Origin of the sequence: Bradyrhizobium campsiandrae (assembly GCF_014529705.1) — a bacterium.
GTDB lineage: Bacteria > Pseudomonadota > Alphaproteobacteria > Rhizobiales > Xanthobacteraceae > Bradyrhizobium > Bradyrhizobium campsiandrae.
Genome location: NZ_JAANIH010000039.1, coordinates 37,851 through 62,450, shown reverse-complemented (window position 1 = coordinate 62,450; position 24,600 = coordinate 37,851). Strand labels below are relative to the sequence as shown.

The 24,600-nt window shown below is 65.3% G+C and carries 22 protein-coding genes; 11 read left to right on the top strand and 11 right to left on the bottom strand.

Annotation, left to right across the window (positions count from 1 at the left end; translation table 11 throughout):
* Window positions 1-149: 149 nt before the first annotated feature.
* The 3 genes from G8O24_RS26235 (at window position 150) to G8O24_RS26225 (ending at window position 3,033) form a co-directional block, all read left to right on the top strand.
* Window positions 150-1,355 carry an ABC transporter substrate-binding protein gene (locus G8O24_RS26235; protein WP_188104432.1) on the top strand — a complete coding sequence of 402 codons (1,206 nt, stop codon included), beginning with the start codon at window positions 150-152 and terminating at the stop codon, window positions 1,353-1,355.
* Window positions 1,356-1,492: 137 nt separating this feature from the next.
* Entirely contained in the window at window positions 1,493-2,281 is a 789-nt protein-coding gene (locus G8O24_RS26230) for an enoyl-CoA hydratase (protein WP_188104430.1), read from the top strand.
* A 2-nt stretch (window positions 2,282-2,283) separates the two neighbouring features.
* Entirely contained in the window at window positions 2,284-3,033 is a 750-nt protein-coding gene (locus tag G8O24_RS26225; protein ID WP_188104427.1) for a VOC family protein, read from the top strand.
* Window positions 3,034-3,128: 95 nt separating this feature from the next.
* Here G8O24_RS26225 and G8O24_RS26220 read toward each other — a convergent pair whose 3' ends face one another.
* Window positions 3,129-5,960 (bottom strand): ATP-binding protein, encoded by a 2,832-nt coding sequence (locus G8O24_RS26220; RefSeq protein WP_188104426.1) that lies wholly within the window; start codon window positions 5,958-5,960, stop codon window positions 3,129-3,131.
* 196 nt (window positions 5,961-6,156) lie between these two features.
* Here G8O24_RS26220 and G8O24_RS26215 point away from each other — a divergent pair, with 196 nt between their 5' ends.
* The 4 genes from G8O24_RS26215 (at window position 6,157) to G8O24_RS26200 (ending at window position 9,107) form a co-directional block, all read left to right on the top strand.
* Window positions 6,157-6,576: an organic hydroperoxide resistance protein gene (locus G8O24_RS26215; protein WP_188104424.1), complete on the top strand. Its 420-nt coding sequence runs from the start codon at window positions 6,157-6,159 to the stop codon at window positions 6,574-6,576.
* Window positions 6,577-6,609: 33 nt separating this feature from the next.
* Entirely contained in the window at window positions 6,610-7,641 is a 1,032-nt protein-coding gene (locus tag G8O24_RS26210) for an alpha/beta fold hydrolase (protein ID WP_188104422.1), read from the top strand.
* Between the two features lie 73 nt (window positions 7,642-7,714).
* The gene (locus G8O24_RS26205; RefSeq protein WP_188104420.1) at window positions 7,715-8,269 is read left to right on the top strand and encodes a cytochrome P460 family protein; all 555 of its coding nucleotides are present in this window, start codon (window positions 7,715-7,717) and stop codon (window positions 8,267-8,269) included.
* A gap of 13 nt (window positions 8,270-8,282) precedes the next feature.
* Window positions 8,283-9,107: an SDR family NAD(P)-dependent oxidoreductase gene (locus tag G8O24_RS26200; RefSeq protein WP_188104463.1), complete on the top strand. Its 825-nt coding sequence runs from the start codon at window positions 8,283-8,285 to the stop codon at window positions 9,105-9,107.
* A 3-nt stretch (window positions 9,108-9,110) separates the two neighbouring features.
* Here G8O24_RS26200 and G8O24_RS26195 read toward each other — a convergent pair whose 3' ends face one another.
* The 6 genes from G8O24_RS26195 to G8O24_RS26170 form a co-directional block, all read right to left on the bottom strand.
* Window positions 9,111-12,620 carry a PAS domain-containing hybrid sensor histidine kinase/response regulator gene (locus G8O24_RS26195; RefSeq protein WP_188104418.1) on the bottom strand — a complete coding sequence of 1,170 codons (3,510 nt, stop codon included), beginning with the start codon at window positions 12,618-12,620 and terminating at the stop codon, window positions 9,111-9,113.
* Between the two features lie 358 nt (window positions 12,621-12,978).
* Window positions 12,979-14,208, bottom strand: coding sequence for a 5-aminolevulinate synthase (hemA, locus tag G8O24_RS26190; protein ID WP_188104417.1), 1,230 nt, complete (start codon window positions 14,206-14,208; stop codon window positions 12,979-12,981).
* 228 nt (window positions 14,209-14,436) lie between these two features.
* Complete coding sequence (locus G8O24_RS26185; RefSeq protein ID WP_188104415.1) at window positions 14,437-15,498, bottom strand: MBL fold metallo-hydrolase; 1,062 nt, start codon at window positions 15,496-15,498, stop codon at window positions 14,437-14,439.
* A 189-nt stretch (window positions 15,499-15,687) separates the two neighbouring features.
* Window positions 15,688-17,841 carry a methyl-accepting chemotaxis protein gene (locus G8O24_RS26180; RefSeq protein ID WP_188104413.1) on the bottom strand — a complete coding sequence of 718 codons (2,154 nt, stop codon included), beginning with the start codon at window positions 17,839-17,841 and terminating at the stop codon, window positions 15,688-15,690.
* 168 nt (window positions 17,842-18,009) lie between these two features.
* Entirely contained in the window at window positions 18,010-18,729 is a 720-nt protein-coding gene (locus tag G8O24_RS26175) for an outer membrane protein (RefSeq protein ID WP_188104412.1), read from the bottom strand.
* A gap of 223 nt (window positions 18,730-18,952) precedes the next feature.
* Window positions 18,953-19,273 carry a hypothetical protein gene (locus tag G8O24_RS26170; protein WP_188104410.1) on the bottom strand — a complete coding sequence of 107 codons (321 nt, stop codon included), beginning with the start codon at window positions 19,271-19,273 and terminating at the stop codon, window positions 18,953-18,955.
* Window positions 19,274-19,395: 122 nt separating this feature from the next.
* On the opposite strand from G8O24_RS26170, the gene G8O24_RS26165 reads away from it, so the two are divergent.
* Both G8O24_RS26165 and G8O24_RS26160 read left to right on the top strand, forming a co-directional pair.
* A complete protein-coding gene (locus G8O24_RS26165) occupies window positions 19,396-19,743 on the top strand; it encodes a hypothetical protein (RefSeq protein ID WP_188104409.1) in 348 nt (115 codons plus the stop codon).
* Window positions 19,744-19,829: 86 nt separating this feature from the next.
* Window positions 19,830-20,123: a hypothetical protein gene (locus G8O24_RS26160; protein ID WP_188104407.1), complete on the top strand. Its 294-nt coding sequence runs from the start codon at window positions 19,830-19,832 to the stop codon at window positions 20,121-20,123.
* 90 nt (window positions 20,124-20,213) lie between these two features.
* On the opposite strand, the gene G8O24_RS26155 is transcribed toward G8O24_RS26160, so the two are convergent.
* The 3 genes from G8O24_RS26155 to G8O24_RS26145 all read right to left on the bottom strand — a co-directional run bounded on the left by G8O24_RS26155 (window position 20,214) and on the right by G8O24_RS26145 (window position 22,043).
* On the bottom strand, window positions 20,214-20,423 hold the full coding sequence (locus G8O24_RS26155) for a hypothetical protein (RefSeq protein ID WP_188104405.1): 210 nt from the start codon (window positions 20,421-20,423) through the stop codon (window positions 20,214-20,216).
* Window positions 20,420-20,584 carry a hypothetical protein gene (locus G8O24_RS26150; RefSeq protein WP_188104403.1) on the bottom strand — a complete coding sequence of 55 codons (165 nt, stop codon included), beginning with the start codon at window positions 20,582-20,584 and terminating at the stop codon, window positions 20,420-20,422. Before G8O24_RS26150 ends, G8O24_RS26155 begins: the two co-directional genes overlap by 4 nt.
* Window positions 20,585-20,750: 166 nt before the next feature.
* Window positions 20,751-22,043, bottom strand: a complete 1,293-nt coding sequence (locus G8O24_RS26145) for an NADH:flavin oxidoreductase/NADH oxidase family protein (RefSeq protein ID WP_188104401.1) — start codon at window positions 22,041-22,043, stop codon at window positions 20,751-20,753.
* Between the two features lie 80 nt (window positions 22,044-22,123).
* Between G8O24_RS26145 and G8O24_RS26140 the strand changes: the two genes are divergently transcribed.
* Both G8O24_RS26140 and G8O24_RS44455 read left to right on the top strand, forming a co-directional pair.
* Window positions 22,124-22,576, top strand: coding sequence for a MerR family transcriptional regulator (locus G8O24_RS26140; RefSeq protein ID WP_188104399.1), 453 nt, complete (start codon window positions 22,124-22,126; stop codon window positions 22,574-22,576).
* A gap of 117 nt (window positions 22,577-22,693) precedes the next feature.
* Window positions 22,694-22,963 (top strand): hypothetical protein, encoded by a 270-nt coding sequence (locus tag G8O24_RS44455; protein WP_244645997.1) that lies wholly within the window; start codon window positions 22,694-22,696, stop codon window positions 22,961-22,963.
* 15 nt (window positions 22,964-22,978) lie between these two features.
* Here the strand turns inward: G8O24_RS44455 and G8O24_RS26135 are convergent, their stop codons facing one another.
* The gene (locus G8O24_RS26135) at window positions 22,979-24,598 is read right to left on the bottom strand and encodes an ABC transporter ATP-binding protein (RefSeq protein ID WP_188104462.1); all 1,620 of its coding nucleotides are present in this window, start codon (window positions 24,596-24,598) and stop codon (window positions 22,979-22,981) included.
* Window positions 24,599-24,600 lie beyond the last annotated feature (2 nt).

Genomic DNA, 24,600 nt, shown 5'->3' with positions numbered 1-24,600 from the left:
CGTCTTTCCGTTTTGCGGAAAACATGCGCGACGATCGTGCTCTCGTGACGCACCTGCGCTTGCTGCGCTCTTGCGCATGCGGCATGATTGCGGGAATAACGACAACCAAGCCGCCATTCAGAGCAAGGCGATCAAGGGAGCTCTTTTCCATGAAGCATATTTTGTCGGGCATTTTTGCCGCCGCGTTTGCCCTCAGCGCGAGCGCCGCGCAGGCCCAGGACAAGCCACCGCTGAAGATCGGCGGCATCCTCGACATGTCGAGCCTCTATGCCGACATCACCGGACCCGGCAGCGAGACCGCGGCCAAGATGGCGGTGGAAGATTTCGGCGGCGAGGTGCTGGGACGCAAGATCCAGGTGCTGGCGGCGGACCATCTCAACAAGGCCGACCTCTCCGCCAACATCGCGCGCGACATGCTCGACAATCAGGGTGTCGAGATGATCTACGACGTCGCGGCCTCCGCCACTGCGCTTGCCGCCGGCGAGATCGCAAAGGCGCGGGGCAAGATCATCATCTTCAACGGCCCGGGCTCGATCCGTCTCACCAACGAGGCCTGCGGTCCCTATACCGTGCACTACGTCTTCGACACCTACGGCCAGGCCAATGTGACCGGCCTTGCGGCGGTGAAGTCGGGCCTCGACACCTGGTTCTTCCTGACCGCAGATTACGCCTTCGGCCAGGACCTGGAGAAGGACACCAGCGCGGTCGTGACCAAGACCGGCGGCAAGGTGCTCGGCAGCGTACGTCATCCGCTCAACACGTCCGACTTCTCGTCGTTCCTGCTTCAGGCGCAGTCGTCCAAGGCCAAGGTGATCGGGCTGGCCAATGCCGGCGGCGACACCGTCAATGCAATCAAGCAGGCCGCCGAGTTCGGCATCGCCAAGGGCGGCCAGAAGCTCTCGCCGCTGCTCGCTTTCGTCTCCGACATCGACTCCATCGGTCTGGAGACCGCGCAAGGCCTGCTGCTGGCCGAAGCGTTCTACTGGGATCTGAACGATGAGACCCGTGCGTGGTCGAAACGATTCATGGAGCGCATGAAGCGGATGCCGACCTCGGCGCAGGCCGGCGTTTATTCGTCCGTCACGCACTATCTGAAGGCGGTGAAGGCGGCGGGCACGACGGACTCGGCCGCGGTCATGAAAGTGATGAAGGAGACGCCGATCAACGACTTCTTCGCTCACAACGGCAAGATCCGCGAGGACGGCCGCATGGTGCATGACATGTACCTGTTCGAGGTGAAGAAGCCATCGGAATCCAAGGGCCGCTGGGACGATTACAAGCTGCTCGCCACCGTATCCGGCAACGAGGCGTTTCAGTCGCTGGAGCAGTCGCGCTGCCCACTGGTGAAGAAATAAGCCTCGTCATTGCGAGCGAAGCGACGCAATCCAGAGATGTTTCCGCGGAGACAGTCTGGATTGCTTCGTCGCAAGAGCTCCTCGCAGTGCCGATATGGTGAGAACTCGGTCAAACAAACAACAAGGGAGACGTCCCCATGAACGACATGGTTCTGCAAAAGCTCGAAGGCGGGCTGCTCACCATCACCATGAACCGCCCCGAGCGAAAGAACGCGCTCAATCCCGAGATGGTCGCGGGGTTGGTCGAGGCGGCGCGGCGGGCGGCCGATGACCCCGAGGTGCGGGCGGTGCTGTTCAAGGGCGCGGGCGGCTCGTTCTGCGTTGGCGGCGACGTCAAGTCGATGGCGGCGGGCCGCGCACCACTGCCATTCGAGCAGAAGCTCGCAAACCTTCGCCGCGGCATGGAGGTCTCGCGCATTCTGCATCAGATGCCAAAGCCGGTGGTGGCGCAACTCGATGGCGCCGCGGCCGGCGCCGGCCTCTCGATGGCGCTGTCGTGCGATCTCCGCATCGCCTCCGAGACCTGCAAGATCACCACCGCCTTTGCCAAGGTCGGGTTCTCGGGCGATTATGGCGGCACCTATTTTCTCACCCAGCTGCTCGGCAGCGCGCGGGCGCGCGAGCTCTATCTGATGTCGCCGGTGCTGACCGCCCGGGAAGCCCATGCGATCGGCCTGGTGACGAAGGTCGTCCCCGACGCCGAGATCGATGCCGCCGCGCACGAACTCGCGCTCTCGCTGGCGCAGGGACCGTCGATCGCGCTCGGCTACATCAAGCGCAACATCAACAATGCCGAGCATCTGCCGCTCGAGGACTGCTTCGATGGCGAGGCGATCCACCACACCCGCTGCGGCGACACCGATGATCACAAGGAAGCTGCAAAGGCCTTCGTCGAGAAACGCAAGCCGGCCTTCAGGGGCGCATGACGATGGCGCCCTATATGCGGCTGCGGCAGATCTGTCTGGTCGCGCCGCAGCTCGCGCCCGTCGTCGCCGATATCGCCGAGATCATGGGCCTCTCCGTCTGCTACCGCGACGGCAATGTTGCAAAATACGGCCTGGAGAATGCATTGCTCCCGGTCGATACGATTTTGCTGGAGGTGGTGGCGCCGTTCAAGGATGGAACCACGGCCGGCCGCTTCATCGAGAAGACCGGCGGCCGCGGCGGCTATATGGCGATCTTCTGCTGCAACGATCCGGATGAGCGCGGCCGCAATGCCAATGCGATGGGCGTGCGCACGGCGAATGTCATCGACCACGCGCCCTATCACGGCGTCCAGCTCCATCCCCGCGACTGCCGCGCCGCCTTCATCGAATTCAACCATACCGAAGGCAGCGACGATATTCTGGGTGCGTATCCGCCGGCCGGCCCCGACTGGCAGAAGTACATCCGCAAGGATGTGACGCAGGCGCTCACGACCGTGGAGATGCAGAGCCCGGATCCCCAGGAGCTGGCGGCGCATTGGGGCAGGATCATCGGGATTCCGCCGAATGCTGGGGCCGAGCTGAAGCTGCCCAATGCGACCTTCCGCTTCGTGGAGGGGGCGAGCGAGATCATGAGCGCGCTGGAGTTTCGGGTCACTGATCCCGCGAGCTTGCTGCATGTCGCAAAGGCCAGGGGGCTGGCGGTGGCAGGTCACGAGTTCTTGCTCGGTGGGGTGACGTTCCGCGTTGGGTGATCCGTTCTTGGTCATCCATCGCCCTTCGAAGCCCCGCACGGTGCCGTACACCTCGGGATGACGTAGCTGATCCAATGCAGCTCGGCCCTGGCACGCTACAATCTCCCCAGAATCTCGCTGGCCGCCTTGATGTCTGCCGTTTTGGAGCCCTCGGCAAAGCCCGCGAGCGCACCTTGCAGCAATCGCCTGGCGTCGCCGCGGTCGGCGACAAGCGCCGCGAGGTCGATCGCGGCGCGCAACTCCCAGGCTTTCGCGCCGGTGCAGCGGCTCAGCTCCAGCGCTTCCCTGAGATTGCGTTCCGCCGGCTCCCTATTCGGCTGCGGCAGCGACAGCAGGACCCTGCCCTTCATCCGCAGCAGCTCGGGCATGTACAGATGGTCACCACTCCGCGCGACGAGCTGCATCGCCTCATCGATCAATTGCGCAGCCTGCTCGATCTGCCCGAGCGCAAGAAGTCCCTGCACCAGTGCGATGTTGAACGTCGTGGTCAGCAGCTCGTAACCGGATTCGTGCAGCTCCTGCAGCGCATGCCGGATCGTCGCGACGCCGCCTTCTGCATCGCCGCGCCGGATCGCGAGCTCGCCTTTGACGCCCCTGCCGACGGCGAGATAGGGCCCCATCGAACGCGACTCGGCGTGCGCGATGAAACGGTCGATGTTCTCGTTCGCGGCATCGAGATCGCCGCTCCAGAGATCGATCGAGACCGCCCAGATCAACGCAATACACAGCGTGATTGGATGATCCATCTGCGCGGCCTCGGCGACCGTCTGCTGCGCCAGCTGCCGCGCCTGCGCAGGGTGGCCCTGCAACCACAATTCACGCGCCAGCGAGATGCCGGCGCGGTTACGGTGGTCGAAGCCGTAGACCGTGCTGATCCGTTCCGTACCGGGACCGCGCCAGGCGGCCTCCAGCATCCTCGCGGCGTCGCGATGCTCGCCGCCGAGATGCAGCGAGACGCCCAGCAGCGACTGGGCGAGGCCGAGCGAGACGGCGTCGCCCAACCCTTCGGCGACGACGAGGCTTCGTCGTGCGTGGTCGAGCGCAGTCTCGAATTGACCGATCCGCTCGTGGAAGATGTGCATCCGGCCCAGCAATTGGAGCTGGTTCGGCGCATCGCCGAGCGTCTCTGCAATGGCAAGGGCCCGTGTCAATGCGCTACGCGCCGCGTCGCTGCCGCCGCGCGTGAACATCAAGGTCAGGCCGAGCGCTGCCTGAAGGTGCATCTCATCGGCGCTGCCGCGTGAAGGCGGGTCGATCGCCAGCAGAGCCCGCTCGGACCAGCGGCGGCATTCCGTCAGCAGCGACATCGCCAGGAAGATGGGGGCTGCCGCAGCGGCGAGCGAGATGCCGATGCCGACGTCGCCGCCACTGCCAAAACACCAGTCGAGCGCGGCGCGCACGTTGTGAAGCGCCGAAAAATGGATGGCGCGCTCGTCGGCGCTTGGCACCGTCGCCCATTTGGTGCCGGCATGTTGCAGCCATTGCCGATAGTAGCCGGCGTGGCGAGCGGCGAGGGCCGGTCCGTCGTCCGCGAGTCCCAGGAGATAGGCGCGCGTGGTGTCGAGCAGACGGTAGCGCATCATCGCGCCAACGGGGCGCGGCGCGACCATCGATTTGGCGACGAGGCTGTCGATGGCGTCGAACAGAAGCGAGTGGTCGACTTGTTCGTCGGGCACGATGTCGAGCGCGGCGTCGATGGTGAAATGGCCGGCGAAGACCGCAAGCCGGCGCAGCACCAGGCGTTCGTGATCGGACAGCAGCCCGTAGCTCCAGTCCAGCGTCGCCTGCAGCGTCTTCTGCCGCGGTGAGGCGGTGCGCTGCCCTTGCCAGAGCAGATTGAGACGCTCGTCGAGCAGCGATGCGGTCTGCTCCAGACCATAAGCTTCGACCCGGCCGGCGGCGAGTTCGATCGCGAGCGCCATGCCGTCGAGCTTGCGGCAGATGCCGGCGGCGATGGCGGCATTGGTATCGTCGAGGGCAATCCGGGCGCCGCTCGCCTCGGCACGTTCGAGGAAGAGTTCGACGGCGGGATAGGTGCGGGCGACCGCAGCCGTCAGCACGGGATCATCGGGTGGAACTTGCAGCGGCGGCAGCCGGTAGACCTGCTCGCCCTCGACGCGAAGCGCCTCGCGGCTCGTCGCCAGGATGTGCACCTGCGGCGCCGCCTGAAAGATCTCCGCGGCGAGCGGCGCGGCCGCCGCAATCACATGCTCGCAATTGTCCAGGATCAGCAGCATGCGCTTGTCGTGCAGATGCGCAAGCAGGGCCGGCATCGGATCGTCGGTCTGATCAGGCAGCCCCAGCATCAGCAGCAGCGAGGTGATCACGAGATCGGGGTCGCTGAGCGCGGCGAGGTCGACGAAATGTGCGGCTTCCGCAAATGCCGGAAGCAGGTCATGCGCGATCGCGACCGCGACGGCGGTCTTGCCGACGCCGCCAGGGCCCACGATCGTGACGAAGCGGGATGTGACGAGCTTGTCCGAGACCGCGGCGACCGCGTCGGTCCGTCCAACCATTCGCTGCAATCGGTTGGGCAGCTTCACGGGCGGCAATTCCGGGCGCGGCGCAGGGAGGGGCCCTGATTGAACGCCGGCTTGCGAGATCGGGGCCACGAAGCAATAGCCACGGCCGGACAACGTCGTGATGTAGCGGGCGCCGTCCTTGCCGTCGCCGAGCGCCTTGCGTAGCGCTGCAATGTGGAAGCGGAGATTGGATTCTTCGACGGTCATGCCGGGCCAGACCAGGCCCATCAGGTCCCATTTGCTGACGACCTCGTTCGGCCGCGACATCAGCGCGATCAGCGTATCGAAGCTCTTGGCGCCCAGCGGCAGCATGACGCCGTCGCGCATCACCAGCCGCTCCTGCGGCGTCACGGTGAATGGTCCGAACGAGAGTGTTGCGGCAGCGGGCTTGACCGGCTCGGTCATCACGAAATCTTGCTCATTTGCAGCATCGCATAGCCAGCGCGCGGCGATCCCGCAAGGCCGGCCTTGCAGCGGCATCGCGCCGCGTTTGCAGGCCTCGAAAGCCGGTTCCGCAATGGCCTCACAACTTCTCACAAGTCCAAACGGGCCTCCTGCGGGAGGCGCTGATAGTCAATGGCGTGACGCTAAGGAGACCTTCATGAGCCAAACGGAAAAACTGCTCTACACCGCCCGGACCCATACCTCTGGAGGGCGCCAGGACGGCATGTCCCGCAGCTCCGACGGCCGTCTCGATGTGCGGCTGTCACCGCCTGGCGGCGCCGGCATCGGCACCAATCCCGAGCAATTGTTCGCGGCCGGCTGGTCCGCCTGCTTCGAAGGCGCGATGGAGATCGCGGCCCGCAAGCGAAAGATCGTGCTTCCAAGCAAAAGCGCGATCGATGCGGAAATCGATCTCGTGCTCGACGAGGGATCCTATGCGCTGAGAGCGCGCCTCGGCGTCAGCCTGCCCGGTCTCGATCGCGAGGTCGCTCGCGACCTCGTCCATGACGCGCACCAGACCTGTCCCTATTCCAAGGCCGTACGCGGCAACATCGACGTCAGCGTCGAACTGATCTGACTGTTCCGACAACCATCAAGAAGGTATCCGACCATGACACAGACTATCGACCAGCATCGCCGCTACTTCCTGGGCGTCGCAGCCGGGACGGCCGCCGTCGGTCTCGGCGTGATCGGCCTCGCGCGTGGTGAAACGGAGACGCCGCGATCTTCTGCAGCGAACGCGTCCTTCGGTACGACCAAGCAGGTCCGTGCCGGCGTGCTCGATGTCGGCTATGCGGAAGCTGGTCCCGCGACCGGTCCGGTGGCGATCCTGCTTCACGGCTGGCCCTACGACATTCACAGCTTCGTCGAGGTTGCCCCAATCCTGGCGCAATCAGGCTATCGCGTCATCATTCCCTATCTGCGCGGCTACGGCTCGACCAACTTCCTCTCCAGCGAGACGCCGCGCAACGGCGAGCCGGCGGCGCTGGCCGTCGACATCATCGCGCTGATGGATGCGCTCGACATCAAGAAGGCTGTCATCGCCGGCTTCGACTGGGGCGCGCGCACCGCCGACATCATCGCGGCACTCTGGCCGGAGCGTTGCCGCGCATTGGTGTCGGTCAGCGGCTATCTGATCTCCAGCCAGGCTGCGGGCAATGCGCCGCTGCCGCCGGCAGCCGAGCTGCAATGGTGGTACCAGTTCTATTTCGCGACCGAGCGCGGCCGCGCCGGCTACGAGAAGTACACGCATGATTTCGCCAAGCTGATCTGGAAGCTGGCCTCGCCGCAATGGAAGTTCGACGACGCCACCTTCGATCGCAGTGCGAAGGCCTTCGAGAACAAGGATCACGTCGCGATCTCGATCCACAATTACCGCTGGCGGCTCGGGCTCGCGAAGGGCGAAGCGAAGTACGAGGAGATCGAGAAGAAGCTCGCCGCAGCTCCCGTCATCGAGGTGCCTGCAATCACGATGGAAGGCGACGCCAACGGCGCGCCGCACCCCGATCCCAGCGCCTATGCCAAGAAGTTTTCGGGCCGCTACGACTATCGCCTGATCACCGGCGGCATTGGCCACAATCTGCCGCAGGAAGCACCGCAGGCCTTTGCCAAGGCCGTCATGGACGCCGACGGTGGCGCCTGAGCGTTCGTTCGATGCTTCGGTCCGGCACGAGTCGGACCGAAGCTGCGCCGCGCCTCCAGCCTGAAGATGCGTCATGACGTCAATCGAACCTGAAAAGAAGAAATCGCCCTATGTTACGGTCATCGCGCTGGCCGTGGCGCTGCTCGTCGTTCTCCTGACTTGCGTGCCCTATCTGGTCTCGATCGCGCTTGCGGAAAGCGCTGCTACGGCGGAAGCCTCGCCGATCTTCGGCGTCACGATTCCCGCGGGCTACAAGCAGTGGGAATTCGTTGCGCCGGCTGAAGAGGCGGCGCCCTTGAACGAGTTGCGTGCGGTCGTCGGCAACCGGACCGCCGTCGACGCCTACCAGGACGGCAAGCTGCCATTCCCCGACGGCACCATTCTGGTGAAGCGCGCCTGGAAACGCACGCAGTCTCCCGACTTCGCCTCCGCGACCATTCCGGGCGTCCCCACCACGGTCCAGGTCATGGTCAAGGATGCCAAGAAATACGCCGCGAGCGGCGGCTGGGGCTTTGGCCGCTTCGTCAACGGCAAGCCGGTGGACGAGGCGCAACACCGCACCTGCTTCGCCTGCCATGAAGCCCGGGCCAAGGGCCATGACTACGTCTTCACGCGGCTCGCGCCCTGAACCCGGAGGCCTCATCGTGAAGACATGGTTCATCAGCGGCAGCGCGCGAGGGCTCGGGCGCGCCATTACGGAAGCTGCGCTCGCCGCCGGAGATCAAGTGGTCGCAACGGCCCGTAGTCTCGGTCCGCTCGAACCGTTGCTCGGCCGCTTTGGCGACCAGGTGCGGCTCGCAACACTCGACGTGACCGACGAGGCGGCGGCAGAAGCTGCGATCGGTCTTGCCGTCGGGGCATTCGGCGGCATCGATGTCGTCGTCAACAACGCCGGCTATGGCGACCTCGGATCGGTCGAGGACACCAGCTTGGTATCGTTCCGTCGGCAGATCGACGCCAATCTGATCGGAACCATCATCGTCACCAAAGCCGCGATCCCGGTATTGCGCCGGCAGCGCCGCGGGCACATCGTGCAAATCTCGTCGGTGGGCGGCCGAGTCGGTGCGCCGGCGCGCGCGGCTTATTCGGCCGCGAAATGGGGGATCGAGGGCTTCTCGGAGTCGCTCGCCCGTGAGATGGCCCTGATCGGTGTGCACGTGACCATCATCGAGCCCGGCGGCTTCCGGACAGGCTTTGCCCAAACCGCGCATGATACGGACGAAGGCCGCCCGGAGTACGACGCGGTCGTCGGTGCCACCGTCAGGATGCAGCGCAATTATGACGGCCGGCAGCCGGGCGATCCGAAGAGAGCTGCTTCCGTCGTGCTCGAGCTCGCGGCCATGGATCAGCCACCGCTGCGGATCGCGCTCGGCAGTGATGCCGTCAACGCCATCGCGGCGGCGGACCGGCAGCGGCTCGACGAATTGGAAACGTGGCGCGCGCTCAGCGTCTCGACGGACTACTGACGCTTATTCCGCCGCCACCATCTGCTGCGTCCGCCATTGCCCGAGCAAAGCGCGCAGCGAGGCCGGCTTCACCGGCTTGTTCAGCACCGCGATTTTTTCGTCGCGCGCCGCCGTCTGCACGGCGGGGCTGCGGTCGGCGGTGATCAGGATCGCTGGGATGGTGTCGCCGAAGCGGCGGCGAATCTCGCGGATGGCGGCGATGCCGTTGCCGCGGTCGAGGTGATAGTCGACAAGGAGGCCGGTGACGCGCCGGCCGGCGGTCTCGATGGCCGATATCGCGCCTTCGGGATCGGCCACGGCGATCACTTCGGCGTCCCAGGCCTTGAGCAGGGTCCGCATGCCGTCGAGGATCGCGGCGTCGTTCTCGATGCAGACGATCAGGGCGCCTGATATCGGTGTGCGCGCCAGCGGCGTTGCGCTGGTCACCGCGGCCGTGAGTGTCACGGCCTTTGCCGTCGGCACCGTCACGGAGAACAGCGAGCCGCCGCTCGCATTGGCGTCGATGGCGATGCTGTGGCCCAGCACGCGCGCCAGCCGCTCCACGATCGAGAGCCCCAGGCCGAGGCCGCGCGCGATCCGCGCGCCCTGCTCGAGGCGGTGGAATTCCTTGAAGATCTCGCCGCGTTTGACCGCGGGAATGCCGACGCCGGTGTCGTAGACGCAGATCTTGAGCGAAGCGCCGTGGCGGCGGCAGCCGACCAGCACGCGCCCGCGCGGGGTGTATTTGATCGCGTTCGAGATCAGGTTCTGCAGCAGCCGCCGCAGCAGCAGCCGGTCCGACTCGACCGGCAGCGAGCAGGGCACGAAAGTGAGGTCCAGGCCCTTGGCGCGCGCGACCGGTGCGAACTCGATTTCCAGCGAGCGCATCAGGTCGGCCATCTTGAAGCTCGAGATCGAGGTCGTCATGGCGCCGGCATCGAGCCTGGAGATGTCGAGCAGCGCGCCGAGGATCTCCTCGATGGCCTGCAGCGATTCGTCGATGTTCTCGACGAGGCGCGTCTCCTCGCCATTGTGCTGGCGTTCGACCAAGCTCGTGACATAGAGCCGGGCGGCGTTGAGCGGCTGGAGAATGTCGTGGCTGGCGGCCGCAAGGAAGCGCGTCTTGGAGATGCTGGCGTCCTCCGCGCTGCTCTTGGCCAGCGCCAGCTCGGAGTTCAGCCGGGTCAATTCCTCGGTGCGGTCGCGCACGCGCTTCTCCAGCGTCGCATTGGCGCGCTCCAGCGCTTCGGCCGCCTCGAAGGTCGGCGTGACGTCGGTGAAAGTGATGACGAAGCCGCCCCCGGGCATGCGGTTGGTGAGCACCTCGATCACCATGTGACGCTCGGTCAGGCGTTCGAGATAGGGCTCGCTGTCGGTGGTGTAGGCCACGAGCCGCTGCTCGATCATCGCCTCGCGATTTCCCTCATTGGCCGGATCGCTCACGCCCATGAATTCGAGAATTTCGCGCAAGGGCGTGCCGAACTGGATGAAATGCGGCGGAACGTTGAGGAGTTCGCCGAACTGCCTGTTGGAGCAGATCAGCTGCAGATCGGCGTCGAATACCGCGATGCCCTGGCGCACATGGTTCAGTGCGGTTTGCAGGATCTCGCGGTTGAAATGCAGCGCCGCATGGGAATCGTCGAGCAGTTTCAGCGCGGCTTGCGCGGACACGGTTCGCTTGCGCAGCAGCAGCGACATCACGAGGCGGGAGGACGCGGCCCCGATCGACGAGGCGATCAGGTGCTCGGCGTGCTGCAGCAGCTCGAAATCGGCGGGCGCTCCCGCCTCCAGCCGCATATTGCGTCGTGCCGAGAAGGCTTCGAACGAATGCTGGGCGCGCTCAGGGCCGAGATATTGCGCGACCGTGGCCTGGATGTCCTGCACCGTGATGGTGGTGCGCCAGCGGCGGAAGCTCGGGGCGATCGGGGCGAGCGTATTGGGCACGAACAGGTCGGCCTGCACGAGCTCGATGGACGAAGGCTGCCGCGCCAGCGACAGCAGCACATAGGTGAGGATGTTGAGCGAGAGCGACCAGACCACGCCATGCATCAGTGGCGGCAGATCGGCGCCGAACAGCGCCTGCGGCCGCAACGCCTCGATCCCGAACGGACCATGCTGGAGCAGCAGGATGCCCGACGTCGAGGAATCCATGAAGCTCGGAATGAACAGCGTGTAGAGCCACACCGCGAAGCCGACCAGCATGCCGCCGATGGCGCCACGCGCGGTCGCGCGCCGCCACAGCAGGCCGCCAAAGAACGCCGGCGCCAGCTGCGCGATGGCGGCAAAGGAAAGCAGGCCGATCGCCGCGAGCTGGGTGTTGCCGAGCGCGCGATAGTAGAAATAGGCCATCACCATGATGGCGAAGATGGCGAGCCGGCGCGCGCGCAGCAGGAAGTCGCCGAAATCGGTAGCTCCGGCGCGGCCCTCGGGGCGGCGTTGCAGCACCAGCGGCACCACGAGATCGTTCGAGACCATGATCGAGAGCGCGACGCATTCGACGATGACCATGGCGGTGGCCGCCGACAGGCCGCCGACGAAGACGGCGACGCTGAGAAGCCCGGCGCCGCCCTCCATCGGCAGCGCCAGCACGTACATGTCAGGATCGACCGCGCCGAACGGGAAGGTGATGAGGCCGGCGAGCGCGATCGGGATTACGAACACGTTGATGGCGACGAGGTAGAGCGGGAACAGCCAGCGCGCACGGCTAACCTCGGCGTCCGAGGAATTCTCCACCACGCTGACGTGGAACTGCCGCGGCAGCAGCATGATCGCGCACAACGACAGCAGCGTCATGGTCAGGAAGTTGCCGATCGACGGCGCATAGTCGATGGCGCGCACCGCCTCCGGCGTCTTCATCGCGCGCTCGATCAATTCGTGCGGCGAGAACATCCAGAAGGTGACGAAGATGCCGGCGGTGAGGAAGGCCGCCAGCTTGATGATGGACTCGGTCGCAACCGCCAGCATCAAGCCGTGCTGATGCTCGGTGGCGTCGGTCTGCCGCGTGCCGAACAGCACCGCGAAGGCCGCCATCGCGAGCGTCACCATCAGCGCAATGTCGCCGAGGATCGGGATGTGGGAGAACGCCTGGTCCTCGCTCAGGATGACTTCGAGCGAGGAGGCGACGGCCTTGAGCTGGAGTGCGATGTAGGGCACCGAGCCGATGATCGCGATCAGCGCCACCGTTGCCGCCACCGCCTGGCTCTTGCCGTAGCGCGCACCGATGAAGTCGGCGATCGAGGTGATGTTGTGGGCTTTGGCGAGCTGGATCACCCGGCGGAGCACGCCGGCGCCAAGCCCGATCATCAGGACCGGGCCGACATAGATCGCGAGGAAGTCGGTCGAGGTGCGGGTGGCGAAGCCGACCGAGCCGAAAAAGGTCCAGGAGGTGCAGTAGATCGCCAGCGACAGTGGATAGATCAGCCCGGACGCGCGGCCGGGCCCGGCCGGCGAGCGGCGGTCGCCATGGCTCGCCACCAGGAACAGAAAGCCGATATAGCCGAAGGCGGCAGCAATCACGCCCCAGTCGTGCAGCATGGCGAGCGTGCGTCTCCCTGGGCGCAAAGGCGCCCGATCTCATTTTCCCAGAAAATCTAGCGCGTTGTCGGGGTAGAGGCGACAGCGAAATGGCTGGGTGGGGCGGGAACTGCTGATGTCGTTAAGGTGCACGTCGCTCGCGGGTACCGAAAGAGTCCCCGTGTGGCACCCCCTCCCTGACCCACAAGGGGGGAGAGAACGGAGAGAGCTTTGATTGTTGCGATGGGACGAAACAGCATGGGTGGCAGACCAAGTGAGGCGGGCACGCCTCTATCGCTCCCTCCCCCCTTGTGGGGGAGGGTTGGGGAGGGGGGTAGCTCCGAAGGCGGTGAAAGTTAGATCGAAGAAGGCGGAGCGCCTACTCCGCGGCCAGCGACTTCTCGCGCAGCGGCAGTCCCAGTTGGTCCCACACCTGCAGCAGGGCTTCGGCGAGCCGATCGATCAGGCCGTCGTCATGGTAGGGCGAGGGCGTGATGCGCAGGCGCTCGGTGCCCTTGGGGACGGTCGGGTAGTTGATCGGCTGGATGTAGATGCCGTGCTCTTCGAGCAGGAGGTCGGAGGCCTGCTTGCACTTCTCGGCATCGCCGATGAACAGCGGCACGATATGGGTGTCGCTCGACATCACAGGCAGACCTGCGGCATTGAGGATCGCCTTGACGCGGGCGGCACGGTCCTGGTGGCGCTCGCGCTCCCAGCTCGAGGCCTTCAGGTGCTTGATCGCGGCCGTTGCGGCCGAGCAGATCGCCGGCGGCAGCGCCGTGGTGAAGATGAAGCCCGGTGCATAGGAGCGCACCGCGTCGATGATCTGGCCGTTCGCCGCGATATAGCCGCCGAGGCAGCCGAACGCCTTCGCCAGCGTGCCTTCGAGGATGTCGATGCGATGCATGACGCCGTCACGCTCGGCGATGCCGCCGCCGCGCGGGCCGTACATGCCGACGGCGTGGACCTCGTCGACATAGGTCATCGCGTTGTATTTCTCGGCGAGGTCGCAGATCCTGGCGAGCGGGGCGACGTCGCCGTCCATGGAATAGAGGCTCTCGCAGGCGATCAGCTTCGGCCGGTTCGGGCCGGCCGCCTTCAGCAGCTCTTCGAGATGCGCGAGATCGTTGTGGCGGAACACCTGCCGCTCGCAGCCGGACTGGCGGATGCCTTCGATCATCGAATTGTGGTTGAGCTCATCGGAGAGGATGAGACAGTTCGGAATGAGCTTGGCGATGGTCGCGATGCCGGTCTGGTTCGAGACGTAGCCCGAGGTGAACAGCAGCGCCGCTTCCTTGCCGTGGAGGTCGGCGAGCTCGGCTTCGAGCTGCACCAGCGGATGATGCGTGCCGGCGATGTTGCGGGTGCCGCCCGCGCCGGTGCCGACGCGCGTCGCGGTCTCGACCATGGCGCCAACCACTTTCGGGTGCTGGCCCATGCCGAGATAGTCGTTGGAGCACCAGATCACGACGTCGCGCTTGCCCTTCGGCGAGTGCCAGACCGCGTGCGGGAAGCGGCCGGCGGTGCGCTCCAGATCGGCGAACACGCGGTAGCGGCGCTCGGTATGGAGGCGATCGAGGGCTGAACTGAAGAACTGGGCGTAATCCATCGGCAAAACCTAAGACGGAACTGACCAAAAGAGCCGCATCTTCTTAGAGCTTTTCCGGCTCCAATGTCTATGCGCTATCCCACATTTGGCCATGAGGGGCATCTGGGCAAAATGCCCTATCGTGCGATTTGAAACTTGATCCGAATCAAGTTGGCGCGAGATCCGATGCTGCTCTGCAGCATCAGGTCGCTCCTTGCCCTTCTTGCGGGGGGACGCGAAGACCGGAGCTCACGTCGTCCTGAACTGCAGCACGCCGTCCTTGGTCTCGGCCGTCAGCCGGCCTTCGACGATCATGTAGTTGACGTGGGCGACGAGTTCGCCGGCGGCAAAGCCCATCTGGTGCTCGTCCAGCACGTGCTTGTTGAACACGACGGGCACCAGCGCGCGCGAGGTCTGCGGCACCTCGCGGCAGGCCTCCGCGATCAGGCGGCAGCGCTCCTCGTGGTGGTCGGCGAGCTGCTTGATGCGGGTCTTCAGGCCGTAGAACGGCACCCCGTGTCCGGGCAGCACCAGCAGGTCATAGGGCAGCGTCGTCGTGAGGCTTGCGAGCGAGGCCAGATATTCGCCGAGCGAGTTCTGGTCGGGCTCGACCGCCCAGACGCTGACATTCGGCGAAATCTTGCTCAGCACCTGGTCGGCCGAGAGGAACAGCTTGTCGTCCGCGCAATACAGCATCACCTGGTCGAGCGCGTGCCCGCCGCCGGTGATCACCTTGAAGCGGCGCGTGCCGATCACGACCTCGTCGCCATGCGAGATGCGGCGGTAGGATGGTGGCAGCACCGAGACCTGCTTGAGATAATCCTGGCCGCGGCCGAGCAGCTTCTCGGTGAGCGACTCGTCCATGCCGTGGCGGCGGAAGAACAGCCGCTGCGCGTTACGCCGTTCCTCAGTGCCGCGGTTCTGGTGGTAGACCGATTGCAGATATTCGACCTGCGACATCAGAAGCGGGCATTTGAACCGCTCGACGATCCAGCCGGCGAGGCCGACATGGTCGGGGTGCGAGTGCGTGACGATCAGGCGGGTGATGTTGACGCCCTTCAGCGGGCCGTCGAACAGTTTTGTCCAGGCTTCGATCGTCTCCTCGTTGCCGAAGCCGGCATCGACCATCGCATAGCCGTCGCCGTCGGCGAGCAGATAGATGTTCACATGGTTGAGGCGGAACGGCAGCTTCAGCCGCGCCCACAGCACGCCGGGCCTGATCTCCACGATCTCCTCGGGGCCGGGGTGCTGTTCCCAGGGGTAGCGCAGGGCCTCGGCGGAGGACTGCACGGTGTCGGTTTTCGCGTTCATGCTACCGGCTTAAACCCAGTGCGGGCAGGGCGCCAGCCGAAAAAGGGGGGGCCGTGGTCTCCGCATGGCGGTCATACCGGGCCGTATTTTCCGTAGCCCGGATGGAGCGCAGCGAAATCCGGGGCTCGTGCCGCAAGCGAGACCGCCCCGGATTTCGCTGCGCTCCATCCGGGCTACGGGAAGGCGTCGTTACGCCGCCCGCATGTTGTTGAGGAACGCGTCGATCTCACTGCGCAACATGTCGGCCTCGCGTCGGAGCGCGTCCGACGCGCTCAGCACCTCGGTCGCCGCAGCGCCGGCTTCGGCCGAGGCGGTAGAGACGCCGACGATGTTGCTGGAGACCTCGCTGGTGCCGCCGGCCGCATGCTGGATGTTGCGGGCGATCTCGCGGGTTGCCGCACCCTGCTCCTCCACGGCGGCCGCAATGGTCGTGGTGACGTCGTTGATCTCGCCGATGATGCGGCCGATGCCCTGGATGGCGCCGACGGCCGAGGTCGTGACCTGCTGCATGCTGGCGATCTGGGTGCGGATCTCTTCCGTCGCCTTCGCGGTCTGGCTCGCCAGGCTCTTCACCTCGGAGGCGACCACCGCAAAGCCGCGGCCGGCTTCGCCCGCGCGTGCCGCCTCGATGGTGGCGTTGAGCGCGAGCAGATTGGTCTGCGAGGCAATGGTCTGGATCAGGTCGACGACGACGCTGATGCGGCTCGCGCTGTCGGCAAGGCTCTGCACCGTGGTGTCGGTGGCGCCGGCCTCGTCCACCGCCTTCTTGGCGATCGCGGCCGAGGTGACGACCTGCTTGCTGATCTCCTCGATCGAGGAGGAGAGCTGCTCGGTGCCGGACGACACGGTCTGCACGTTGACCGACGTCTCCTCCGCGGCGGAGGCAACCGCGTTCACCAGCGCGTTGGACTGGTCCGCGGTGGTCGACATGCTCTGCGCCGTTGCCTGCATCGAATTGGCCGATTGCGCGAGGTTGTCGAGCGCGGCGCGCACGGTGCTCTCGAACTCGGCGATCCTCGCTTCCACATGCGCGGCACGCTCGGCCTTGGCGGCACGGTCCTTGTCCTGCTCGCTCGCAAGTGCACGGGCTTCGATCATGCTGTCGCGGAACACGGTCAGCGTTTCCTTCATCGCGCCGATCTCGTCGTTCTGGCGGGAGCGGACGATCTCGGTGTCGAGGTCGCCGGCCGACAGCAGCTGCATGGCGCGCTGCAGCTCACGGATGCGGCGCAGGATGTTGCGGCCGACATAGAGCCAGACGAACAGCGCCGAGCCGATCAGGGTGAGACCGCCGAGCGCCAGCATTGCCGTCGTGGCGAGCGAGATCTCCTGGCGGGCCTGGAAGGTCGAGGCGTTGGTCTCCTTCTGCACGCCGTCGACAAGCTGCTGCACGCTGATGCCGAGGCCGACATTGAGCTTGCGGGTCTCGTCCAGGATGGTCTGACCGTAGTCGATGGCATCGAGCTCCTTCTGGCGGATCTTGAACACGCCGGTCTTGCCCTCGCCGAAGGCGAACAGCTTCTGCACGGCATCGCGCACGGCCTGTATCGAGGGAATGTTCGGGAGGTCCTCGAGGTTGGACTTGACGCGGTCGCGCGTGGCCTTGAACTCCTTCTCGATCGCCTCGAGCGTATCGCTGTTGTTGGCCGAGAGGGCCGCCATCATGTCGGCGGCCATCAGATTGCCGTTGGCGGAGACGGTCGAGATCTGCGAGACGGTGCGGGCCGCTTCGGTCGCGTCGTCGGCGGACACTTCCGCCGCGCCGAGGATCGCGTTGAGGCGCGTCTGCGCATCCAGCATGGCCGGGCCCGCGGCCCCGACGAAGGAGAGCTGGGCCTTGCGTAGCGCTTCATACTGCTTGTCGTGCAGCGCGCCGGTATCGAGCCGCTCGCGCGCCGCCGAGACCAGGCTCTGCGTCGCCTCGTCGATGCTCTTGGCGGTGTCGCGGAGCGCATTGGCAATCTGCGGGTCGGCGCCGAGCTCGATGATCTCGCCGAGCTTGGCCATCGCGAGCTGCTGGATGTCCTTCACGTTCTTGGTGCGCTCCTTCAGCGCATCATCGCTGGGCGATGCGAGCAGGCCCGGGCCTTGTGCCGCGAGCGTCGCGCTTTGCGAGGCGAGCTGAAGGCTGGCGGAGAGGCGCGGGATGTCACGGCCGCTCAAATCCATCATGGTCGAGCCGAGATGGTTGAACACGAAGCCGGCGCCGGCTGCGATCACGAGGCCCATGCCAGCGATCACGGCGAAGGCCGCAATCAGGCTGCCGCGCAGGCCCCATCTGGGCATTTTGAAGCGAGGAATGAAACGGCCAAGAACACGGCCAAGGCCCAGACGAAACGCCATCGAAAATTCCCCCACACCCGTAATCTTTGTATTTTCGCCGCGCAGTATCCTCGGGCCGGGTTAAAAAATCGCAAGTTGCACAAATGCTTGGCAGTTCCGCAGAGCGAAAGCGGAAAGGGCCGGCATCGCTGCCGGCCCTTGATTTCGAACGGATGATTTCAGGCGCGATCAGTAGCGCGCGACGACCGGGCTGGCCCAGTTGAAGCGATAGTTGACGCCCGCCTTGAAGGTGTGGTCGTCGGTGGTGAAGTTGCCGGTGCCGACCAGCGGACCCGCGGTGAAGCGCGCGTCGCCGAAATTGTAGTACTGGTACTCGGCCTTGGCCGACCAGTTGGGCGCGAACATATATTCGAGGCCGGCGCCGACGGTGTAGCCGTTGCGATGATCGCCGGAGATGATGAAGGCGGCCGGCACGCCGCCGACGGTCACCTTCTCGTTGTTGTCCGAATAGGCGTAGCCGCCCTTCACGTAGACCAGGCCCGGACCCCAGGTGTAGCCGACGCGGCCGGTGATCGAACCGAGGCCGCGCTGGTCGTTGGTGTAGGTGCCACCCGGGAACACCGCGCCCACACTGCCGGAGAGCCAGGAATACTGAGCTTCGGCGCCGACCACGAAGTTCGGATTGACCTGCCAGTCCATGCCGGCCTGCAAGCCGCCGAGGAAACGGCCGTTGCCGTTGTTGCCGGTGGACAGGCCGCTGAAATTATTGTCGCTGGAGAACGCGCCGCCGAGATGCGCACCGATGTAGAAGCCGGTCCAGTTGTAGATCGGCGCGGCGTAGGCCGGCGCCTTGTTGTAATAGGGGCGGGCGCCGAGATCGGCGCCGATCGCCGGCGCAGCCGCGCCCAGCGCGAGCAGTGCAACGGTCGCAAACAGAATCTTCTTCATCGTCCTAACTCCAACACTAAGGTCCCCGGCAAGCGCGCTGTCCGCGCCGCGTTGGGTTTTGCAGATAGCTCGCTTTTGACGAAAATGCTGTCACATGCGTGGCACAAGTGTGCCCAACCTAACTTATTGGCCTGCAATTGATTTTCGTGCTTAATGGCGGCTTAAGAAGTGGTGAAGGAAGGCTTAACCCGCGCCTCTTCCGGTAACCTGCGCGCGCGTCTCGTTAACCAAGACGGCGCCGCACCTCGTCGCGCATCTGCGCGCGGAAGGCCGCGCGCTTTGCGGGACGCTCGTCCTCGCGCACGTCGTGGCGATCGAAGATGTCGAACTTCTCCAGGATCGGATAGCGCTCGCTCGCCATCGCCAGTACGCGCAGCACCTTGGTCGCGGCGAGCGTCGGGCCACGGACCTCCCAGCGCCGGATCGTGTCGGCGCCGCCGGTCTCCGGCAATCCGCACAGCTTCGCCATGTCGGCCGCGGTGAGCTTCCGCTCGATCGCGTCGGAGAGGTCGTCGCGGAGTTGCTTCAGTTCGGGGCCGGTCATGTCAATCGCAATCGGTGGAAGCTGCCAGAGCCAATCCACTAGCGCTGATTCGGGTCCATCCGAAGGCAGGCATGATCGTGTAACATCCCCGTGCCGGTCGAGCGTCAGCGAGGGAAATTGTCATGCCCGTGTTCAAGCTGCCCCTGTCGGGGGACGTCGTGCAGTCCATCAACCCGATCACCTCATTCTTCAGCCCAACTGGTAGCCAGTTCGGCCTCGTCAACATCACGCTTGGGCAATCCTCGGCGCCCGAGGTCGAGATGGACGTGCTGTCGGACGTCGCCAGCTACGGCAAGCAGATCGGCCAGGTCGCGGATGCGTTACTGGCGGTGATCGAGCATTTGGAAGAAAAGCATGGACACCCGCTTGGAGAAGACGAGGCGATCGCCGACTTCAAGAAGTTGATGCATGCGGTCGCGGCCGTGAAGGAGCGCCACAAGCGCAAGGCGTATCGCCCGAAGCGGCCGTGACCAGGCCTTGCGACGTCGGGCACATTTCCGCCCATGGCGCGTTGGGAAACGGTTTCCGAAGCGCCGCGCCCATGAAAGGACCAGCCATGACGACAATCAGGCTCGTTATTGCCGCACTCATCACGACCGGGCTCGCGGTGGCGCCCTTTGCGGCTGAAGCAAAGCGGCACCGGCACGCCAGGTACATCAGCACGGGCGTGCTGGCTCCATCCTATGGAAGCTCCGGCGCGATCGCGACGCAGCCGAGGCCGACCTACGGGTCGTCAGGACAGACGGTCGGTACGGTCACCGCCCCCTCGATCGGCACGTATAATTGGCCGTCGGTCGGCGTGACCAACGCCGTCCCGACCTGGAGCAATACGAATCCACCGGTGCGATAGACGGCGACAATCGTCGGCGCGGCCCGCGGGGTTGCGCGACAACGATCCGGCGCAGACGACCGCGGCGAGCGTGTCGAGCGGCGCGCGGCCTCAGGCGCCTCTGCCGGTCTGTTGACCGATCACGCAGCGCCATCCCGCCAGCCGTTCGGCCGGATGCTGGTTCATCCATTCGGCGAGTTGCGGGGCGCCCATCATGCAGGACTGCATCGAGACGTCGGCGAAGTCCGAGCTGGTGACGAGTTGCTCGTGGCAGCTTCCTGGCGAGGCGAGGCTGCAGAGGACGGCGATAATCTTGATCACGCGAGGTTGCCCCTGTCGCTCTGGTGCGCGGTGGCTCCGCTTGACGGCTCGCCCGCCGGATCAACCGGCGGGAAGATGCTGTCGTAGATCGCACGTGCTTCCTGGATGAGGCGAAGACGCTCGCGCTCGGACTTCGAAACGAACTGAACAACCTGGCCCATATCGGCCTCCAATTGATCCTCGATCCATCATCAAATGATGGAAATCATTCCATGAGGATGTGGGGGCAAGACCTCGGGTCTGCAGGCCCGCGCCCGTTCACAGGGGATAAAAAGCGCGTGACTGAGGCCAGAACGGGATACCGATGCGAGATTGGCTGCATCGGCCTCAATTGGTGCGGGGCGCCGGCAGGTCTGACGCGGCGGTGATCGACGATTTCGGCGCCGAACGCTGCGCGATCCACCGCCGGTATTGTCGCGTCCGCCATGCCGTGGCGGCCTGTTGCAGCACGAACGCCCAGAGCGGCGACACCTTCGGAACTGGACTTCCGCCGCGGCTCAATCGCCGCAACTGGAATTTGACGACGGCCATGTTGGCGAGCGAGGCCAGCGTCTTGTTCTTCCATGTGATCGGGGGATGTTCAGGGGCAACGTCCTTGCCGAGACGCCAGTCGCGCGGCAGATGCGGATTGATCGCGAGCGCGGTGCCCATGCCGACCATGTCCACGCCGCTGTCCAGCACCTGGTCGGCGATGGCACGACGGCGGATGCCTCCCGTGACCATCAGAGGCATCCTGGCCACGGTCTTGATGTCGCGGGCAAACTCCAGGAAGTAGGCCTCGCGGGCCAGTGTCGTTCCGTCGCGCGACTGTCCCTGCATGGCCGGCGCCTCGTAGCTCCCGCCGGACAGCTCCACGAGATCCACAGCGAGATGGTTGAGCATCTGCACTACTCGTCTGGCGTCGTCGGTGCTGAACCCGCCGCGCTGGAAGTCGGCCGAATTGAGTTTGACTGCGACCGCGAATCCCGGAGAGACCTTGGCGCGAACCGCCGTCACGATCTCCAGCAACAGGCGAGCTCTGTTCTCGAGCGGGCCGCCCCACACATCTGTTCGCCGGTTGGCCAGCGGCGAGAGAAACTGGCTGAGCAGATAGCCGTGCGCGGCGTGAATTTCGACGCCGGTGAATCCGGACTGCTCGCCCAGTTGCGCCGCCCGCGAAAAACGTCTGATCACATCAGCGATGACGTCCTCGGTCATCGCCTCTGGCATCGCAAAGCGGCTCGACATCTTGCCGAGGTCGAGCGCTACTGCGGATGGCGCGAACGTCTTCTGGCCGAGATTGGCCTGCATCTGGCGGCCCGGATGATTGATTTGAAGCCAGATCTGTGCACCCCTGGAGCGGCCGGTCTCGGCCCAGCGTTTGAACCGGTCGAGATGCCTGTCATCCTCCAATACGACGCCGCCCGGACCCGTCATCGCGCGGGCGTCGACCATCACGTTGCCGGTGATGATCAAGCCGACTTCGCCGTCGGCCCAGGATTTGTAGAGCTGCATCAATTCCGGCGACGGCGCCTGGTCCGCGTCGGCCATGTTCTCTTCCATCGCCGCCTTGGCAATGCGGTTGGGAATGACGGAGCCGTTGGGGAGCGTCAGCTTTTCGAAGACTTTCGCAGAGTTCATGCCGTTAGATGCCTTGTCTTGATCGTGGCCCGACCCTACCCTTAAAGTTAACTTTAAGGTCAACCCCATCGAGGCGCGGCATGAGAATTGGTGAACTGGCGGCCCGCAGCGGCCTGACCGCGTCGCGGATCCGCTTTTATGAAGCGAGCGGCCTGATCCGCGCCGTCGAGCGCGGCGCCAACAATTATCGCGAGTTCACACCGGACGCGGTTCTGCTGCTGGAAATCATCACCAGCGCGCAGAGCGCGGGGTTCTCGCTCGACGAGATTCGCCGTTTGATGCCGCCGCGGTTCGATGCCTGGCGCCACGACGAACTCGTGGGCGCGCTCAAGCGCAAGGCTGCGGAAATCGAGGCGCTACGAGAACGCCTCGCCGAGAGCCTGGAGCGTCTGCACGCCATCATCGAGACCATCGAGACCAAGCCCGATGGATTGAGTTGCGGCGACAATGCCAGGCGCGTGATGACCAGCTTGCGCAAACAGGGGGCGTCGGCTTCAAAGCCGAAAAGAATGTCCCGTACGAGGTCGTCCTGACCTTGGTTGATGGCGCTTCGCGGCATCGTGATGAACGGTGAACTCGCGCGGCGGTCCTGTCGCGGCACAATTTCGCGCGCGTGGAGTTGTCGGGGGTCGCGCTCGAAAGGATCAGTCATGATAACAATAAAATCCGCCATCGCCACCCTCGTCGCTCTCGGCTTGGCAGCTGCGCCGCTCGCCGCAAGCGCGCAATCGTCGTCGGGTGCACAAAGCAGCACGCGTCTCAGCCCGGGTGTGCCGGCACAACAGGGCACATATGGAAGTTCTGGACAGACTGTGGGGACAGTCACCGCGCCATCGATCGGAACGTCTAACCAGCCGTCCGTCGGTGTGACAAATTCGGTCCCCAACTGGAACAACACCAACCCTTCGACCAAGCGATAGTCGCGATTGGCGGCCTCACGCCGCCGGCGCGCGCTCGTTTTGGCCCGGCACGGCCGCGAGCAATTCGCGCGTGTAGGGATGTTCGGGAGACGCGAAGAGCTGTGCCGTCGGCTTCAGCTCGACGATGGCGCCCCGCTGCATCACCGCGATGCGGTCGCAGATCTGCGCGGCGACGCGCAAGTCGTGGGTGATGAACAGCATCGAGAGCCCGAGGCGCGCCTTGAGGTCCTCGAGCAGCCTCAGCACCTGCGCCTGCACCGAGACGTCGAGCGCCGAGACGGCTTCATCCGCGACGATGATCTCGGGGTCGAGCGCGAGTGCGCGGGCAATGCCGATGCGCTGGCGCTGGCCCCCCGAGAATTCGTGCGGATAGCGCTCCAGCGCGCCGGCATCGAGCCCAACCATCCTGAGCAGATCGCGGGCGCGCTCGAACGCGACCTTGGGATCGGTGCCGGCCGCGATCGGGCCGTCGGCGATGATGTGGCCGATCTTGCGCCGGGGATTGAGCGAGGCAAACGGATCCTGAAAGATCATCTGGATGCGATGCCGCTCGGCGCGCAGCGCCTTGCCCGAAAGGCTTGTGAGATCGGTGTCGCCGATCCGCACCGTGCCGCGATCGGCTTCGATCAGCCGCATCACGAGGCGCGCCACCGACGATTTGCCGGAGCCGGATTCGCCGACGAGGCCGAGCGTCTCGCCCTTGAGGATATTGAAATTGACCGCGCGCGCGGCATCGACGCGGCGGTCCTCGCGAAACCAGCCGCCCGGGGTGACGTAGGTCTTGTCCAGCCCGATCACCTCGACCGCCCTGGCCTGGTCATCGAGTGGCGCGCGCGCCGGCGGGTGCATCGACGGCACGGCGGCGAGCAGCGCCTTGGTGTAGTCGTGTTGCGGATTGCTGAACACGGTCGCCGCTAGGCCTTCCTCGACGACCTTGCCATGCCGGAGCACCACGACCTGGTCGGCGATATCGGCGACGACGCCGAAATCATGGGTGATGAACATCACCGCCATGTTGCGGTTGCGCTGGAGGTTGCGGATCAGCTTCAGGATCTGCGCCTGCGTGGTGACGTCGAGCGCCGTCGTCGGCTCGTCCGCGACCAGCACCGCCGGCTCGAGCGCGAGCGCCATCGCGATCATGGCGCGCTGGCGCTGGCCGCCGGAGAGCTGGTGCGGATAGGCGCGCACGATGCGCTCAGGATCGGGCAGGCCGACCTCGCGCGCCAGCGACAGCGCCTTCGCACGTCGCTCCCTGGGCGTTAGCAGACCGTGGGCCTCGAACATCTCTGCCATCTGGTCGCCGATCCGCATCAACGGATTGAGCGCGGTCATGGGCTCCTGGAAGATCATCGCGAGCCGGCGGCCGCGCAGGTCGCGCCAGCCGTCGTCGTCGAGCTTGAGCAAATCGCGGCCTTCGAACTGGATCTCGCCGGAGGCGATCGAGACGGTGTCCGGCAGCAATCCCATCAGCGCATGCGCGCACATCGATTTGCCGGAGCCGGACTCGCCGACGACGCAGACGATCTTGCCCGGCCGCAAATCGAGCGAGACGCCATCGACGGCGAAGGGCCGCTCGGCGCCCCTGGGCAGGGCGATCCGCAAGTTCTTGATGGAGACGGCGGGCGGGGCGGTCATCA